The sequence below is a fragment of the Serratia sp. JKS000199 genome (assembly GCF_900215455.1).
In the GTDB taxonomy this organism is placed as follows: domain Bacteria; phylum Pseudomonadota; class Gammaproteobacteria; order Enterobacterales; family Enterobacteriaceae; genus Serratia; species Serratia ureilytica.
In genome coordinates this window covers 416,653-433,257 of record NZ_LT907843.1, presented here as the reverse complement: position 1 = coordinate 433,257, position 16,605 = coordinate 416,653, and the positions used below count along the sequence as shown (strand labels likewise).

The following is a 16,605-nucleotide window of genomic DNA, read 5'->3' as shown; positions in this document are numbered from 1 at the left end:
AAAATGGAATTACTTAATATTGGCTATTTCGGCGACAGCGCCTGCGGTAAATTATTAACCGACGAAATCCAGGAATACGGCCATCAGGTTAGCTTTATCAGTCTCGAACGCCGTCCAACCGAAAAGCTCGACCTTATTATCACCACTGAAAATAACGCTGAAACAATACGACGGCTGCAACAGCAGGGGAAAAACCTGCTGACGCTGGTAACCAATAAAAAAAATATTAACGACATTGACACCCTGCAAAACCAAGAACACTTTTCTCTGTACTTTAGCTCCGCCGGCCAAGCCGCTTATCTGTGCGACGCGCTGTCCGATCTGGCCGCTGACGCCCAGCTTCCCCTGCTGCAGGAAAGGCTTGTCGACATTGTGGTCGAGCTGTCGCGTGGCGGTATACCGCCGATACAAGAACTTCCCTACCGCTTGGCGCGTAAATACTATGCCGAATCACCGACGCGCATGCGCGAATTGACCGCATTGCTGATGGAACGCCTTGGCGATCAGATGCAGGGACGTTGCGGCAGCGATCTCTGCCATCTCACCTGGCAACCCGGCGCCGACTTCCATACGGTACCGGTGGCGGACATCACGACCCCCGCACAGTTGCAACATTTCTTCTTTAATGAAACCGGCGCGCTCAAACAGGGACGCTATGCCCAGCCACGAGTGATGGTCGACGTAGCGGCTTGCGGTGACGGCACTCAGCTTACCCTGTATGGCGACGACATGCGTTTCAACGCGTTCACCGACTATCTTGACGCGCTATTGGCAGATCCGGCCGATCCCATCGCCGCGCCCATTGTTACTCAACCTCACACGTTACATCGCCTGAGCCAATTCAACGCAACCGACGATGCCGAGCTCCTGGCGCACGACGTCATCGCTTTGTTCCGCCACGCCGCCGCCGCTCATCCGCAACAGGCCGCGCTGCATGCCGATGGCCAGACATACAGCTATGGAGAAATCGATCGCGCCTCGGATCAGTTTGCCTGTTGGCTGCTTGAACACAGTGGCGCCGCCAGTTCGGTCGTCGCCGTCTCGATGGACAAGTCAGCGACGCTGCTGATCGTGCTGTTGGGGATACTGAAAAGCAATAAAACCTATGTACTGCTCGACCCGCAGGCGCCAGCGGCGCGCAATCAAAGCATTCTTGACGACGTACAGCCCGCGCTGATTTTGGCCGACTCGCCGTTGCACTCCGGCGACGCGCCATGCATTGCGCCATCAAGCATTGATTACCGTTCGCTGAACATCCATGCGGAGCAACTCCCTCAATCGCGAGACGCTCTGGCCTACGTCTGCTATACCTCCGGGACGACAGGCAAGCCCAAAGGCGTCATGATCGGGCGTGAAGGCCTGAGCAACGTGGCGCAAAACCACCGCGATTTCATTGGACTGGCGCAAGGCAGCCGCGTGCTGGCCATCGCCTCGCTGGGTTTCGACGCCTTCGGCTGGGACGTCTATGGCGCGTTAGTCAGCGGCGCGACGCTTTATCTTGCGCCCTCGGAGCTGCATACCGATGTCGGCGCGCTGCACGACTATCTGACTCAACACGATATCGGCCATATCACTATTACGCCGGCAATTCTGGAATTGTTGCCCCGCGAAATGTGGCCGGGACTGCGGACGATGATCGTCATGGGAGACGCCCCACCTGCGGACGTCGTTGCCTGGTGGGCCGAACGCACCCGATTGTGCAACGGTTACGGGCCGACCGAGGCTTCCATTGCCACTTCGCTGTGCGAGTATCGTCCCGGCGTTCCCTGGAACTGCATTGGCAAACCGCTGAAAAACTACCGTTGCCACATCCTTGATCCCCACCATAATCCACTGCCGGTCGGTTTTGAGGGCGAACTGTGCATCGCCGGCAGCGGCCTGGCGCACGGTTACCTGCATCAAGAGGCGCTGAGCGCAGAGAAGTTCATTACCTGTCGGCTACCGTATATGGCGGCCGAAGAGCGTCTTTATCGAACCGGCGACATCGCCAAATGGGACGAACAGGGCAACATTATTTTCGTCGGCCGCCGCGATCACCAGGTGAAGATACGCGGAGTGCGCATCGAGATGGGAGAAGTGGAAAGCGCCGTCCGCAGTCACCCACTGGTTGAAAGCGCCTGCGTGGTCGCTCGCAGCCAGCCCTCGGGCAAAATTCTCGCCGCCTTCGTGCAACCCGTTTCGCCTGAGCTGACGATCGACGCGCTGCGTCACGCGTTGGTCACACAGCTCCACCCCGCCGCGATCCCCAGCGTTTTTATTTTCTTGCCGGCGCTGCCGCTGACCATCAATGGCAAGATCGCCCGTCAACAGTTGGAAAACTGGCCGTTGGATGAGCGCAATGAGCGCTTGACGCCGCCGGAAACCGAAACGGAGGCTATTCTCGAGCGCATCGTGGCCAACGCCATCGGCTGTCCGCAAGCCGACGTCACACAGGAGTTCATCAACCTGGGTGCGCACTCGCTGACTATGAGCAAAATCGTCGCGCTCGTCGCACGCGATCTTTGCTGCCACCTGAGCATCGCCGATCTGTTCCGCCACAATACGGTGCGCAAATTGGCCGAATATATCGAGAATAAGGCCGTTGCCGCGGAGCGCGCCATCGCGATCTGCGACGAACGCCGCGCGCCGCTCAGCCCGCAGCAGAACCTGCTCTGGTACCTGAGCGCATTGAATCCTGACGACTGCAGTTACAACCTGCCGCTGGCGGTAGACATCCAGGGCCCGCTCGATCTGGCGCGCTTTGAGCAGGCGATCAATTTTATTTATGAAAAACATGAAAGCCTGCGCACTCGTTTCGCCGAAACCGACGGTGTCGCCTATCAGTTGGCAGAACCGCATGCTCCGATTCGCCTTGCCGACCACTGGGTGGACGGCCAAACGCAGTCGGCAGAAAAGTGGGTGCGCCAACTGTGTGCTACGCCTTTCGACATCACCGCTCGGCCGCCACTGGCGCTTCGGCTGGTACAGTATCATCAGCAGCACCATGTTTTGATTTGGGTAAAACACAACATTATTACCGATGCCTGGAGCGAACAACTGATCCTTAACGATCTGTGGCAGCGCTATAACGAGCTCGACAATCACAACGGCTTCGACGCACCGCAACCGCAGATTCAAACTATCGACATCGTCAATAGCGGCATCGCGTCACCCGCGCCGGCGGATGTTGCTTATTGGCAACAGCAACTGCAAGACTGCCGCGAACTGGACTTCCCGCTGGATAAACCGCGCCCGCTAATGCCGACGCACGCCGGAGAGCGCATCCATTATCAGCTGCAGCCCGACGTCGCCGATCTGCTGGCGTCACGGGGCAAAGCGCTGGGCGCCACGCCTTTCGCCTTGCTCTGCACGGCATTAAGTTTGCTGCTCAGCCGTTATACTCAGCAGCAGGATATCGTCATCGGCACCGCCATCGCAGCGCGGGACAACCTGGATCAGGCGCAAGTCAGCGGCTTCCATGTCAATACCGTTCCGCTGCGTATCCAACTGGGCGAACAGGACACCCTCGCCGGGCTGATCGGTAACATGATGGAAACCTGCATCGGCGCCTATCAGCATCAGCAGCTCTCGTTCGACCGGATCTTGCACCAGATCGAATACGAGCGGATGTCGAACAAAAATCCGTTATTCCAAATCATGGCGATCCTGCAGAACGCCGGCGACGTATGCCAACAAAACCTGCGCGATTGCACGCTGCATCGCTTGCCGCTTTCATCGGGCTTCTCGATGTTCGATATGACCTGGAACTTCAGTGTGGAACAAGGCGCCGTCGCCATCGAACTCGATTACGCCAGCGAACTGTTTTATCCCGCCAGCATGCAGATGCTGTTGGACAACTATCAGCAAACGCTGCAACAACTGCTCACCCTGCCGGCCAATACGGCGCAGCATGCCCTTAACCCGCTATGCGAACGGGAACAAGATTGGCTGCAACAGTTGGCCGTCAACGCGGACGCAGGCTCACGTGACTCGCTGCTGGTGCAAATTGGCCGGTTGGCACATACCCAGCCTGACAGCCTCGCCGTCAGCTGCGAACGGCATCAGTACAGCTACCGTCAGCTGTGGGCGCAGTCTGAACGCGTCGCGCATGCCTTGCTGCGCATCGACAGCCGGCCTTTCTCGGTCGGCGTCATGATGGAGAAAAGTTGCCACGTCGCCGTGCTCCTGCTCGGCGTGCTGAGAGCCGGCAAACACTACGTGCCGATTGACGTACACTACCCGGCCGACCGCGTGAGCTACATGATCGAGAACGCGCAAGCCCGGTTGCTGGTGACCGATGGTGAGCCAGAGCAAGGTTGGGCCAGTCCCGCCGTCGGTTTCGACTCGCTGGTTTCTCATCCTGCAGCGGCCGACGCGTTGCCGATCCCAGCCGACGATACGCTGGCCTATATCATGTACACCTCAGGCTCAACCGGTAACCCCAAAGGGGTGATGATCACGCATGGCAACCTGAACAATTTCACCAACGACTTCGTCGGGCGGCTGGCGCTGAGCGCGCGCGATAAGGTGCTCAGCCTGACCAGCATCAGTTTCGATATTTTTGGGTTGGAACTGTTCTGCTCGCTGGCCGGCGGCGCGCACGTCACGCTGTGTCCACGAGAAACCGCCATGGATCCGGTCAAGCTGTATCACTTTATCGAGCGACAGCAGCCCAGCGTGATTCAAGCGACACCTACCGTCTGGAGTACCATCGTCCACCACCTGCCGGCGGCGAGCCAACGCCCCATGACCGTGCTATGCGGCGGCGAGAAAATGCCGGCGGCCCTGTTGACGCAATTGCGACGCATCGCGACACGGGTGCTGCAGGTGTATGGCCCGACGGAAACCACCATCTGGTCGACCTGCGCCGATCTGACTCACGAAGGCGCAAGCGACTGTATCGGCACGCCGATCCAGGCGACTGAGGTTCTGGTCATGGATCAGGCCGGCAACCCGCTGCCAAGCGGCGCATTTGGTGAGCTGTGGCTGGGCGGCGCAGGGGTATCGCCGGGGTATTGGCGCAACCCGACGCTGAGCGATAAGGTCTTTCTACGGCGTCAGGCGTTCGGCGCCGAGCGCTATATGTACCGTACCGGCGACATTGTGCGTTTTAATCGACAGGGGCAGCTGGAGTATCTCGGCCGGAACGATCACCAGGTCAAAATTCGCGGTCACCGCATCGAGTTGAGCGAAATCGATCTCAGTTTATCGTCTCTCGACAATATCGAGCGATCGCTCAGTTTAATTGTCGGTGAAGACCAGCAAGCCCGCATCGTCAGCTACCTGCAGTTAACGCCGGGAGCAGAGCTGAATGAAAAAGCGGTGCGCGCGGCGCTGAAAGCCCGTTTGCCGAATATCATGATCCCGTCCGGTTTTGTGGTGCTGTCGGCCTTCCCGCTCACCAACAACAACAAAATCGACATTCGTCGGTTACCGGCACCGGAAATCCGCTATTCGGCTTCGGAAGCGGACTACACGCCTGCGGCCAACGAGGCGGAAAGCGCCATGCAGCATATCTGGCAACAAGTCTTGTCACAGACGCAGATCAGCGTCTGCGACAGCTTCTTCAGCCTGGGTGGAAATTCACTGCAGATCCCGCAGCTGCTGCACGCCATTCGTCAACAGATGGGCGTCTCGCTGACTATCCGCGAATTCATCATGCACAGTCAGATCCGCGAACTCACCGCGCTGGCCTTGAGCAAAACTGCCGAGGCCGCCGATGAAACGCATTGAGGTGTACCACCAAGGGCGTTGTCATCACCTTGACCACCGAGAGCCGCTGCGGCTCTCGGCCAGGCTGGACTTCGCCGATAACCCAACCAACCTTTATGGCGTGGCTCCCGCCGACTCGGCGCCGCTGAGTTACGGCGATACCGTCGCCAGCGTGCGTCATGGCGGGGTCTGCAACGCCGAGCGCATCAGCCTGGTGCCGCACTGCCACGGCACACACACCGAATGCATCGGCCATATTCTTCCTGAAACGCACAACGTGGCGGATTTGCCGCTTGAACCGTTCATCGCCGCCACCCTGATTCGCGTCAGGCCGCAGCGAGCGGACGCAACTGCAGAGAGCTATAACGCCAGCGCTGCCTCTGAAGATTGGCTGATTACCCGGGCGGCACTCGATGACGCGTTGGCGCCGTTGTCGGGCGACTACCTGCAGGCTTTGGTGATAGCAACCGAGGCGCCGAGCGATTTCCGCGCCGCGGCCTGCGCCCCCTACTTCAGCCATCAAGCCCTGGCGCGCATCGTCGAACTCGGTGTCCAGCATCTGTTGGTGGATATTCCATCAATCGACCGGCTATACGACGGCGGACGCATGGACAATCATCGCCGTTTTTGGGGGCTTGAGGCCCCCGACAGGCCGCAAACAGGGCGCAAATACGCCTCCGTGACCGAGCTGATTCAGGTTCCCGCGCAGGCCACGGCGGGACACTATTTTCTGACCCTTCAACTGCCGGATCTGAGCGGGGATGCCCTTCCCAGCCGGCCCATCTTATTTTCGTTTTCTACAGGGAAAGTGACATCATGAATTACGCCAGCTATCTGCAGCTAAACCAGTTGCTGTCGCTGCAACAGCCAGCCTCGCCGTCTGCGGAACACCGCAATGAAAACTTGTTTATCATCACTCATCAAACCTACGAGCTCTGGTTCAAGCAGTTGATCGATGAGCTTCATCTGGCGATCGCGCAGATCGAAGAAGGAGATATACCGGCGGCGATCGAAACGATGACGCGCGTCAATGCCATTACCCAAACCGTGGTGAATCAGATCGCCGTGATTTGCACGCTGAAGTTTCACGAATTCCAGCGTTTTCGCAGCTATCTCGGCACCGCCAGCGGTTTTCAATCCTACCAGTTCGCCGGCATAGAAGCGCTGCTCGGCAAGGAAAATCCGAAAAAACTACAGCAGTATCAGGGTGATGAAGAGGCACAGCGCCGATTGGCGGCTATCATCCAACCGGTTTCACTATGGCAGGCAATACGCGGCCATCTGATGCGTCTCAATGACCAGCCCAATCAGACGGCGCGGGGCTTCGACGACATCATCAGGCAATCGCTGACGCGTTCGAGCTGCGAGTCGCTGCTGCTCAATCAACTGCTGGATTTGGATTCACTGCTGCAGGAGTGGCGTTATCGCCATGTGAAACTGGTGGAACGTACTATCGGGCAGCGGAAAGGTACTGGCGGTTCATCGGGTTCAGACTATCTGAAATCTACGCTGTTCACGCCGATCTTCGATGAATTGTGGAACGCCATCAACTGAATGCGTTCCTTAACGCCAAGGAAGCTCAGGCTTCCTTGGTCTCCTGAAAATACGGATTTCGCCATGCATTGCACCCACTTCCCCAACGCCCCACGCAGCTTGAAACCGCTGACGCCAGGGCGCCAGGGCAGCCTGCGGCTGATCGCTTTTCCCCACGCCGGCGCCGGCGCCACTGCCTTTCAGGAGTGGAGCCCCTCGTTGCATCAGGACATCGAACTCTATGCCGTGCAATACCCCGGTCGAGAGGAGCGGGCAAACGAAGCGCCGCTCTGTCACCCCCAATCACTCATCAATCAACTGATGCCGGCACTGCAGCCACTGCAGGACAAACCGCTGATCTTTTTCGGCCACAGTCTTGGCGGACGGGTTGCGCTGGCGTTAGCGATGGCGCTGCCTCAGCCGCCGCTGCAGTTGATCATTTCCGCCAGTTCATCGCCCTTCCTGGCGCGCCACAGTTCGTTGCTGAGAATGCCGCGTGCCGCTTTGTTGAACGCGCTATGTGCCGGTGAGAGTCTGGATGCGTCGCTCATCGGCGACAGCGCGCTGCTCGATTACTATCTGCCGCTGATCCGTGCCGATCTGATGCTGTCCAGCCAATTGCTTTTCCCTGCGCAACCGGGTTACCGCGCCCCGCTGGCGATGTTTTATGGTGAAAACGACGAGTTGATCGATCGGCAGGATTTGCTCGATTGGCGCCGGATCGTGCAAGGCGATTTTCAGCAGCGCACTTTTGCCGGCGGACATATGTATATCACCACTCAGCGCGACGCCGTGATAGCCGGCATTCACCAGTTGCTGGCAGGCCACCTGAGTGAACCGGCCAGCCGGTAGCACTCAGGCGTTTTCACTCTCAGGCAACGCCAAACGACGCTCGTTATGCACCACCCGCCACGCCAACAGCAGCACGCACAGGCTGCAGAGCGACAGCACGGCGCCCAGGTGCTGCGACAGCCCCGCCAGCACCAAGCCACCGCCGAGCATCAGGTAATACATCAGACCCAGGATGGCGCCGGCGGTGCCCATGCAGTCTTTATAATGGCGCAGCGCGCGCGCCAGAATATTGGGAATGGCGATGCCGTACGCCATCACCACCAGCATCATCGGCAGAACGAACCACAAGGTCCCTTCCAGCAGCAATACCAGCAGGCCGCCGGCCAGCGACAGCGTGCAGGCCAGCATCAACAGCGCGGGGAACAGCCAGTGCTTGCCGATCAAAAACTTGTTGATCGCCGCGCCGATACCGACCCCGGCTGCCAACACCAAACCGGTATAACCGAACCACTGCGCCGGCAGTTCTAACGCCGAGAAGTGGAATGGCGCCAGTTGGTAATAGCTGAACATGCAAATATTGAACAGCGCCACCAACAGCGCACTGAGCCAAATATCCCCGTCCTTGATCATCCGCCCCAGCGTGCCGAAAAATGAATTCTTCACCACCTGTTGCGGACGCGTCTCCGGCAGTTGCCAACCGGCATAGCCCAGCAACAGCGCCGCCAACAGCGCCAAACCGCCGAATACCCCCTGATAGCCCCAATAGTGAGTCAGCACTGCGCCGCTCAACACGCCAACCGCCGGACTGATCGCCATGGCGATCCCCATCACCGAGAACACCCGCGCCAACTCATAACCGTCGAAGCGATCGCGAATCGCCGTTTGCGTCCCGACCGAACCGACCGCCGCGCCAAAGGCGGCCAGCACCCGCGCCGCCAGCAGCATGCTGAAGCTGCCGCTGAACAGCGCGACGAGAGAAGCCAGCAAATAGAGCGTCAGCCCGGCCAAAATGGTGGGACGGCGTCCAATGACGTCACACATCCGCCCCCATACCACTACGCCCAGCGCAAAGGCGAAAAAGTAGCAAGAGAGCGTTTGCGCCGCCATCTCCGCACTGACCCGGAAACCGTGCGCAATGTGCGTTAATGCCGGGCTGTAGATGGTCTCCACCACCTGGGGAAACATCATCATCGACGTCGCCAATGTCAGCGTCAGTTTACGTTGCATAACAGATCCTGTAGCCAAGAATAAGCTGCACAAGGTAGCATCTGCTCCCCGGTACCGATTACAATATAAAAGACAATAAATTTACAAAATCGGACATACTATGGCGTGGCTTCAGGCGCAGGACAGTTTTAATCCGGATACGCTCGACAACGGCGTGCTCGGGATCGCCGCCGAACTGGCGCAGCACGACTCGGGCACGCATTGGCATGACAGGGGGCAGTTGCTGTTCTGTCAGCAAGGCAGCATGCGTATCACGCTCAACCAAAGCATCTGTATGCTACCGCCGGGCAGAGTGGCCTGGATCCCGCCGCAGGTGGCTCACCGCGTTCAGGTCAACGGCGTCGTCGGTTACCGTTCGCTTTATCTCGACGCCGATCGCTATGCCTGTCTGCCTGCGCAGCTTGCCGTCCTGACGGCCTCACCGCTGCTGCGCGAGGTGTTGGAACGCATCGCTTTCGCCGCCTTCGACACCGACTGGCAGCATGGGCCTCACGCCAATATTCTGGCGGTCTGCCTGGACGAGATCGCCGCCGCGCCGCGCGAACTGACGTTGTTGCCGCTGCCCAGCGACCGGCGCCTGCGCCATCTGGCCAATCTGGACATGCTTCCGCCGCTGCACGAACTATCGCGCTATAGCGGCGCTTCCGAGAAAACCATCAGCCGGATTTTCCGCCGTGAAACCGGGCTCGGTTATCAACAGTGGCGTCAGCAATGGCGCCTGATCAAAGCGATAGAGATGCTGGCCGAAGGGCTGAGCCAATCCGACGTCGCCGGTCGGCTGGCGTTTTCCAGCGACAGCGCCTTCGCCACTTTTTTCAAGAATATGGCGGGCAGCCCGCCGAGAGCGTATATGGAGAGACGAAAGTAAAACGCCGTCTAAAACGGCAACGTCGACAGAAGGCGTTGATGGAGGGGAGAAAAGCGACGGTGAGAACGGCGCCCCCGCAACAAACGAGAGCGCCGTTTCGCTACGCCTCTAGCGATAGACGATTTCGCCCTTTGGCTCGTAGGCCGCCGCATCCAGCGGCGAGTGTTTCTCGATATACTGCTTCAGCACCTCGGCATCGATAAAGCCGGTGTTGACGTAGCTTGGCAGCCCATCCAGCTTCGGATAGCCGTCGCCGCCCAGTGCATTGAAGTTCAACGTCGCCATGCGGTAGGTTTTATCCGCCTGCAGCGGCTGGCCGTTGATCTTCACCTCGCTGACGCCCTTGCCGTCCGCCACCAGGCTGACGTTGTCGAACTGGGCGTAGGCGCCGGAATCCGGCTTCATATTGGCCACTACCGCCAGGTATTGCTCAATCTCACTGCCTTTCATATCGACATGCACCAGGGTATTGCCGAACGGCTGGACTTTGAGCACGTTCTTATAGGTGATATCGCCGCTTTCAATCGAATCGCGCACCCCGCCACCGCTCATCACGGCGAAGTCGGCGTCGGCGCGCTCCCTCTGCGCCGCCAGCATCACCCGCGCCAGGTTGGTCTGCACGAAGCGCACCTTGCTGCGATCGCCTTCAAGCTTGCCGTTGACGCTGCCGATCTTCACGCCCAGCTGCGCCTTGCCCTTATCCTGGAACGGCGTCAGCAGCTTCATCATGGTCGGATCTTCCGCAATCTGCTGGGTGTAGTACACGCGCTCGCTGGTGCCGTCGGCTTTCTCCACCTTCTTCTTCAGGTTCACCGGGATCAGCTGATAATGCACCAGCTTCAGCTCGCCGTTGCGGAATTCGAAATCGGCGCGCCCGACGTATTTGCCCCACTCGTGCGCCTGCACGATCCAGGTGCCGTTCTGACGATCCGGCGAGCATGGCGTGCCCGGTACGTAATCCGCCTGTTTGCGGTTGTCACCGGCCATGCACACCGGATCCTGCGAGTGGCCGCCGACGATCATGTCGAGATATCCCGCCGGCAGGCTGCGCGCCATCTCCACGTCGCCCGGCGCGTTAGAGCCATGCTCGCCGTTGTCGTAGTGCCCCATATGGGTGGCGGCGATGATCACGTCCGGCTTCTCGTCCTTGCGCAGTTGCTCCACCACCTGCTTCGCTTCCTGCGCCGGCACGCGGAACTCCATGTCGGTGAAGTACTCCGGATTGCCTATCTTGGCGGTGTCGTCGGTCGTCAGGCCGATCACGGCAATCTTGATACCCTGCTTGTCGAACAAGGCGTAAGGCTTGAACAGGCGCTGGCCTGTGCTTTTCTGGTAGATGTTGGCGGACAAGAGCGGGAAGGTCGCCCACTTCTCCTGCTGGCGCAGCACGCTCAGTGGGTTGTCGAATTCGTGGTTGCCGATCGCCATCGCGTCGTAACCCACCAGGTTCATGCCGCGGAAGTCCGGCTCGGCGTCCTGCAGATCCGATTCCGGCACGCCGGTGTTGATATCGCCGCCGGACAGCAACAGCACGCTGCCGCCCTGCGCCGCCACTTCGCGGCGAATGCCGTCCACCAGGGTTTTCTGCGCGCCCAGACCGTATTCACCGTGATCGTTCTGCCAGAAGTGACCGTGATGATCGTTGGTATGCAGAATGGTGATGGCGTAGGTCTTATCCTTTTCCCAGGCACTGGCGGCCCCCGACAGCAGCGTCAGGGATACGGCCAACGCGCATGCGGTGGTTTTCAGCGAAAAACGCATGGCGGATCTCCGTGTATTAAATGGCTTTTATGATGAGGGCGAAATTGTAGCGCGAATTAATGACAGCTGATTTCAATTTTTTGCGATGTGAGTCTGATTATTTCAGATATGGTAAAAATTGAACGCCCTGCCTAAGATGTCATCTCTGTGCTCAACAACTTATCAGGCTAATAATAATATGACCGACAGTAGCCAAAGCGCGATGCCGCCCGCCAAGGGCAGTACGGTAAAGAGGACCGCTTTCTCCATCCTTGGCGCCATCAGCGTGTCTCACCTGCTCAACGATATGATCCAGTCGCTGATCCTGGCGATTTATCCGATCCTGCAAGCCGATTTCCACCTCAGCTTCGTGCAGATCGGTATGATCACCCTGACCTATCAGCTCACGGCTTCCCTGCTGCAACCGCTGATCGGCTATTACACCGATAAACACCCGCAGCCTTACTCACTGCCTATCGGCATGGGCTTTACCCTGTCCGGCCTGCTGCTGCTGTCGGTGGCGAACACCTTCCCGCTGGTGCTGCTGGCAGCGGCGCTGGTGGGCACCGGCTCATCGGTATTCCACCCGGAATCCTCGCGCGTGGCGCGCATGGCCTCCGGCGGACGACACGGCCTGGCGCAGTCGCTGTTCCAGGTCGGCGGCAACTTCGGCAGCTCGCTCGGCCCGCTGCTGGCCGCGCTGATCATCGCGCCTTACGGCAAAGGCAACGTCGCCTGGTTCACGCTGGCGGCGCTGCTGGCGATCGTGGTATTGCTGCAGGTCAGCAAGTGGTACCAACATCAGCATCGGGCGGCGAAAGGGCAGCCGAAAAGCCCCGCAATGCTGAAACTGCTGCCAAAACGTACCGTCGCCTACTCGCTGGGCATTCTGCTGGTGCTGATTTTCTCTAAATACTTCTATCTGGCCAGTATCAGCAGCTATTACACCTTTTATCTGATACATAAGTTCGGCGTTTCGGTGCAGAATGCGCAAATTCACCTGTTCGCCTTCCTGTTTGCGGTGGCCGCTGGAACCATCATCGGCGGGCCCCTTGGCGATAAGATAGGGAGAAAATACGTTATTTGGGGCTCAATCCTTGGTGCAGCGCCATTTACGCTTATTTTACCCCATGCATCCCTGTACTGGACCGGCATTTTGACGGTGATCATCGGGGTTATTCTCGCCTCAGCGTTCTCCGCCATCCTGGTCTACGCACAGGAGCTGATCCCCGGTAAAGTCGGCATGGTTTCCGGTTTATTCTTCGGTTTTGCTTTCGGTATGGGCGGGTTAGGCGCGGCAGTTCTTGGTTATGTCGCGGATTTGACCAGTATCGAGCTGGTCTACCAAATCTGTGCTTTCCTGCCGCTGATCGGCATTATTACCGCGCTACTGCCCAATATGGAGCATAAACCGCAATAACCCCGCGAACTGCCCGGATGAAAGTATTTATTCATCCGGGTTATCCTACGGATAAATCAATGTTATTTGGTTTATCTGGCACAAAACCCCCTCATTGACGCGCCTTAAGCGAAATCCTCTGCTTTTTTACAAAAAAGACCAAATTAGCCAAGCAAGCCGCGAACAAATGCAATAAACTAAATGTATCTTTTCGTAACTTTGTTGCGTTTCTCCCGTGCCGCGATGCATAGCCAGAAGGAGTATGGATGCATAATTCAACACCGCTCATCACCACCATCGTCGGAGGGTTAGTACTCGCCTTCCTCCTCGGTATGCTGGCGAACCGCCTGCGCATCTCACCCCTGGTGGGGTATCTGGCCGCAGGGGTGCTCGCCGGCCCGTTCACCCCCGGTTTCGTCGCCGATACCTCACTGGCGCCGGAACTGGCGGAAATCGGCGTTATCCTGTTGATGTTCGGTGTTGGCCTGCACTTCTCTTTGAAAGACCTCCTCGCAGTAAAATCTATCGCTATACCCGGCGCCGTGGCGCAGATAGCCGTCGCTACCCTGCTCGGCATGGGGCTGTCCAAGCTGCTCGGCTGGGATCTGATCTCCGGCCTGGTGTTCGGCCTCTGTCTCTCCACCGCCAGCACCGTGGTGCTGCTGCGCGCGCTGGAGGAGAGGCAATTGATCGACAGCCAGCGCGGGCAAATCGCTATCGGCTGGCTGATCGTCGAAGATTTGGCGATGGTGCTGACGCTGGTATTACTGCCCGCCTTCGGCAATATGCTGGGCAACGACAACGCCAGCAGCAGCCAGCTGCTGATGGAGCTGGCGCTGACCATCGGCAAGGTCATCGCCTTCATTGCGTTGATGATCGTGGTCGGCCGCCGCCTGGTGCCGTGGATCCTGTCGAAAACCGCCAGCACCGGCTCGCGCGAGCTGTTCACCCTGGCGGTATTGGCGCTGGCGCTCGGCATCGCCTACGGCGCGGTGAAGCTGTTCGACGTCTCCTTCGCGCTGGGCGCCTTCTTCGCCGGCATGGTGCTGAACGAATCCGAGCTGAGCCACCGCGCGGCGCACGACACCCTGCCGCTGCGCGACGCGTTCGCGGTGCTGTTCTTCGTCTCGGTTGGCATGCTGTTCGATCCGATGATCGTGATTAACGAACCGCTGGCGGTGCTGGCGACGCTGGCGATCATCGTGTTCGGCAAATCCGCCGCCGCGTTCCTGCTGGTGAAAATGTTCGGCCACTCCAAGCGCACCGCGCTGACCATCTCCGCCAGCCTGGCGCAGATCGGCGAGTTCGCCTTTATTCTGGCGGGCCTCGGCATCGCGCTGGGCATGATGTCGGAACACGGGCGCAATCTGGTGCTGGCCGGCGCCATTTTGTCGATCATGCTCAACCCGCTGCTGTTCACCCTGCTGGAGCGCTATCTGGCCAAAACCGAAACCATCGAAGAGCAAATCCTCGAAGAGGCGGTGGAAGAAGAGAAGCAGATCCCGGTGGACATGTGCAACCATGCGCTGGTGGTCGGCTACGGCCGCGTCGGCAGCCTGCTGGGCGGCAAACTGGCCGAGGCGGGCATTCCGCTGGTGGTGATCGAGAACTCCCGCCCGCGGGTGGAAGCGCTGCGCGAACAGGGCATCAAGACGGTGCTGGGCAACGCCGCCAATCCGGAAGTGATGGATCTGGCGCGGCTCGACTGCGCGCGCTGGCTGCTGCTGACCATCCCCAACGGCTATGAGGCCGGCGAGATCGTCGCCTCGGCGCGCGCCAAGCGGCCGAACATCGAGATCATCGCCCGCGCCCACTACGACGACGAGGTGGCCTACATCACCGATCGCGGCGCCAATCAGGTGGTGATGGGTGAACGGGAGATCGCTAACAGCATGCTGAACATCCTGCAGCTGGATACCCTGAGCGAAGAAGAAAAAATGGGGGGCTGCCCGATCTGAGGCACCGCGCACAAAAAAAGGTCCGGCATGCCGGACCTTTTCTTTTTCAGCGGATTAACGCTCCCAATAGGACTCTTCCAGGCTGTCTTCGCGCTCCGGCAGGCCGCGAGTGAGACGCGGCGAATGCTGGTTCAACACCTGGTAGCTGACGCGGTTGGCGTATTTGCACACCTGCGCCAACGAAGAGTATGTCAGGTAACTGCGCACGTGCTTGCTCGAGTTCGGCACGTTGTGGCGGTGATAACCGTTGGCGGCGATATCGTGCAGCAACGCCGACAGCGCGCCGTCGCCGGCGCCGTTGGTGTTCATGATCTTCTCCGGCCCGCCCATATACGGCGCGATGTGCGAGTAAACGCGCAGCGGATGCTCACAGTGTTCGCGACGCATGGCGCGGCTGAACTCGTAGCGGTTGAACTCGGCGATATGCCCCGGCAACAGCGGGTGCTGGGTCTGACGCTTGTTGGCCTCTTCGGTGTAGCCCGCCATATACAGGCCGTTCGGCCCGGCGGTGCACAGCACCAGATCCACCCACTCTAGCGCCATGTCCGAGGCGGTCAGCGGATCGCTCAGCCCGGTCAGCTCCAGCGCTTCGTCTTCGTTCATCGCCAGAATGGTCACATTTTCCTTCAGGAAGTCGCGCCACCACTGCGGGTTGTCGGCGATCACGTACTTGGTGCCCAGGGTCAGCACCACCGGCACATCGTGCTTTTTAGCGTATTTGATCGCCTGCAAGGTCGCGTCCTTTATCGGCTCCCCTTCCTTGCAGCGCACCAGATAAGAGCTCAGCACCAGCGCCGACGCGCCGGCGATCACCTCTTCAGGGATGCTTTCCGGGCGCAGCTGGTTCATCTGGCCGGGGTTGATGGCGAAGGTGCGCTCGCCGCTTTCGCCGATCAGCGTGAAACAGCGGCCGATGGCGCCGTCAACGCCCTGCAGATAGTTAAGATCGGTGCGGCTGGAGGTATTGCACAGATAACGGTAGGCGTAGCTGCCGATTTTCACGTTGCTGCACATCACGCCGAGCAGCACCGAGCGATCGTCCGCCAGCACCGAATAGTTGTGCATGGTGTTGCCGATGGTGCCGCCGGCGAACTGATGGGTGACCAGGTTGTTTTCATTCAATTCCTGATACAGCGCCTCGGCGACGTCATCTTCGATCACCAGAGAGTGGCCCAGGCTCAGGCCGTAGCGCTGGACAAAAGCGTCGTCCACTTTCGCCTCGATATCCACCAGCGTCTGGTCGATGCCGACGATATACGAGGTGCTGATTTCACTTTCGGGCTGGGCCTGCTGCAGAAGCGGATCGCGGGCGCTCACCGGGAAATAGTGTTTGGACTTGCGTTTACCAGGAAATTTCATGTGATTGGTGGTGGTGGCGGTTTAACAAGCGGAGAATG

General features: G+C 59.1%; 10 protein-coding genes. 7 read left to right on the top strand and 3 right to left on the bottom strand.

The window, feature by feature from the left end:
* The first annotated feature begins 3 nt into the window (after positions 1–3).
* The 4 genes from CPH57_RS02105 to CPH57_RS02090 all read left to right on the top strand — a co-directional run bounded on the left by CPH57_RS02105 (position 4) and on the right by CPH57_RS02090 (position 8,076).
* Entirely contained in the window at positions 4–5,712 is a 5,709-nt protein-coding gene (locus CPH57_RS02105) for a non-ribosomal peptide synthetase (protein WP_096241974.1), read from the top strand.
* On the top strand, positions 5,699–6,511 hold the full coding sequence (locus tag CPH57_RS02100; RefSeq protein ID WP_096241973.1) for a cyclase family protein: 813 nt from the start codon (positions 5,699–5,701) through the stop codon (positions 6,509–6,511). Before CPH57_RS02105 ends, CPH57_RS02100 begins: the two co-directional genes overlap by 14 nt.
* Entirely contained in the window at positions 6,508–7,245 is a 738-nt protein-coding gene (locus CPH57_RS02095) for a tryptophan 2,3-dioxygenase family protein (RefSeq protein ID WP_033642125.1), read from the top strand. Before CPH57_RS02100 ends, CPH57_RS02095 begins: the two co-directional genes overlap by 4 nt.
* Before the next feature lie 63 nt (positions 7,246–7,308).
* Positions 7,309–8,076 (top strand): thioesterase II family protein, encoded by a 768-nt coding sequence (locus CPH57_RS02090; protein WP_172427997.1) that lies wholly within the window; start codon positions 7,309–7,311, stop codon positions 8,074–8,076.
* 3 nt (positions 8,077–8,079) lie between these two features.
* Here CPH57_RS02090 and CPH57_RS02085 read toward each other — a convergent pair whose 3' ends face one another.
* Positions 8,080–9,243 carry a multidrug effflux MFS transporter gene (locus CPH57_RS02085; RefSeq protein ID WP_096241971.1) on the bottom strand — a complete coding sequence of 388 codons (1,164 nt, stop codon included), beginning with the start codon at positions 9,241–9,243 and terminating at the stop codon, positions 8,080–8,082.
* 100 nt (positions 9,244–9,343) lie between these two features.
* Between CPH57_RS02085 and CPH57_RS02080 the strand changes: the two genes are divergently transcribed.
* A complete protein-coding gene (locus tag CPH57_RS02080; RefSeq protein ID WP_096241970.1) occupies positions 9,344–10,111 on the top strand; it encodes a helix-turn-helix domain-containing protein in 768 nt (255 codons plus the stop codon).
* A 108-nt stretch (positions 10,112–10,219) separates the two neighbouring features.
* Here CPH57_RS02080 and ushA read toward each other — a convergent pair whose 3' ends face one another.
* Positions 10,220–11,872 (bottom strand): bifunctional UDP-sugar hydrolase/5'-nucleotidase UshA, encoded by a 1,653-nt coding sequence (ushA, locus tag CPH57_RS02075; protein ID WP_096241969.1) that lies wholly within the window; start codon positions 11,870–11,872, stop codon positions 10,220–10,222.
* 178 nt (positions 11,873–12,050) lie between these two features.
* Here ushA and CPH57_RS02070 point away from each other — a divergent pair, with 178 nt between their 5' ends.
* A complete protein-coding gene (locus tag CPH57_RS02070; RefSeq protein ID WP_096241968.1) occupies positions 12,051–13,271 on the top strand; it encodes an MFS transporter in 1,221 nt (406 codons plus the stop codon).
* A gap of 245 nt (positions 13,272–13,516) precedes the next feature.
* A complete protein-coding gene (ybaL, locus tag CPH57_RS02065; protein ID WP_004940247.1) occupies positions 13,517–15,208 on the top strand; it encodes a YbaL family putative K(+) efflux transporter in 1,692 nt (563 codons plus the stop codon).
* Positions 15,209–15,262: 54 nt separating this feature from the next.
* Here the strand turns inward: ybaL and CPH57_RS02060 are convergent, their stop codons facing one another.
* Positions 15,263–16,567 carry an inosine/guanosine kinase gene (locus CPH57_RS02060; RefSeq protein ID WP_033642118.1) on the bottom strand — a complete coding sequence of 435 codons (1,305 nt, stop codon included), beginning with the start codon at positions 16,565–16,567 and terminating at the stop codon, positions 15,263–15,265.
* Positions 16,568–16,605 lie beyond the last annotated feature (38 nt).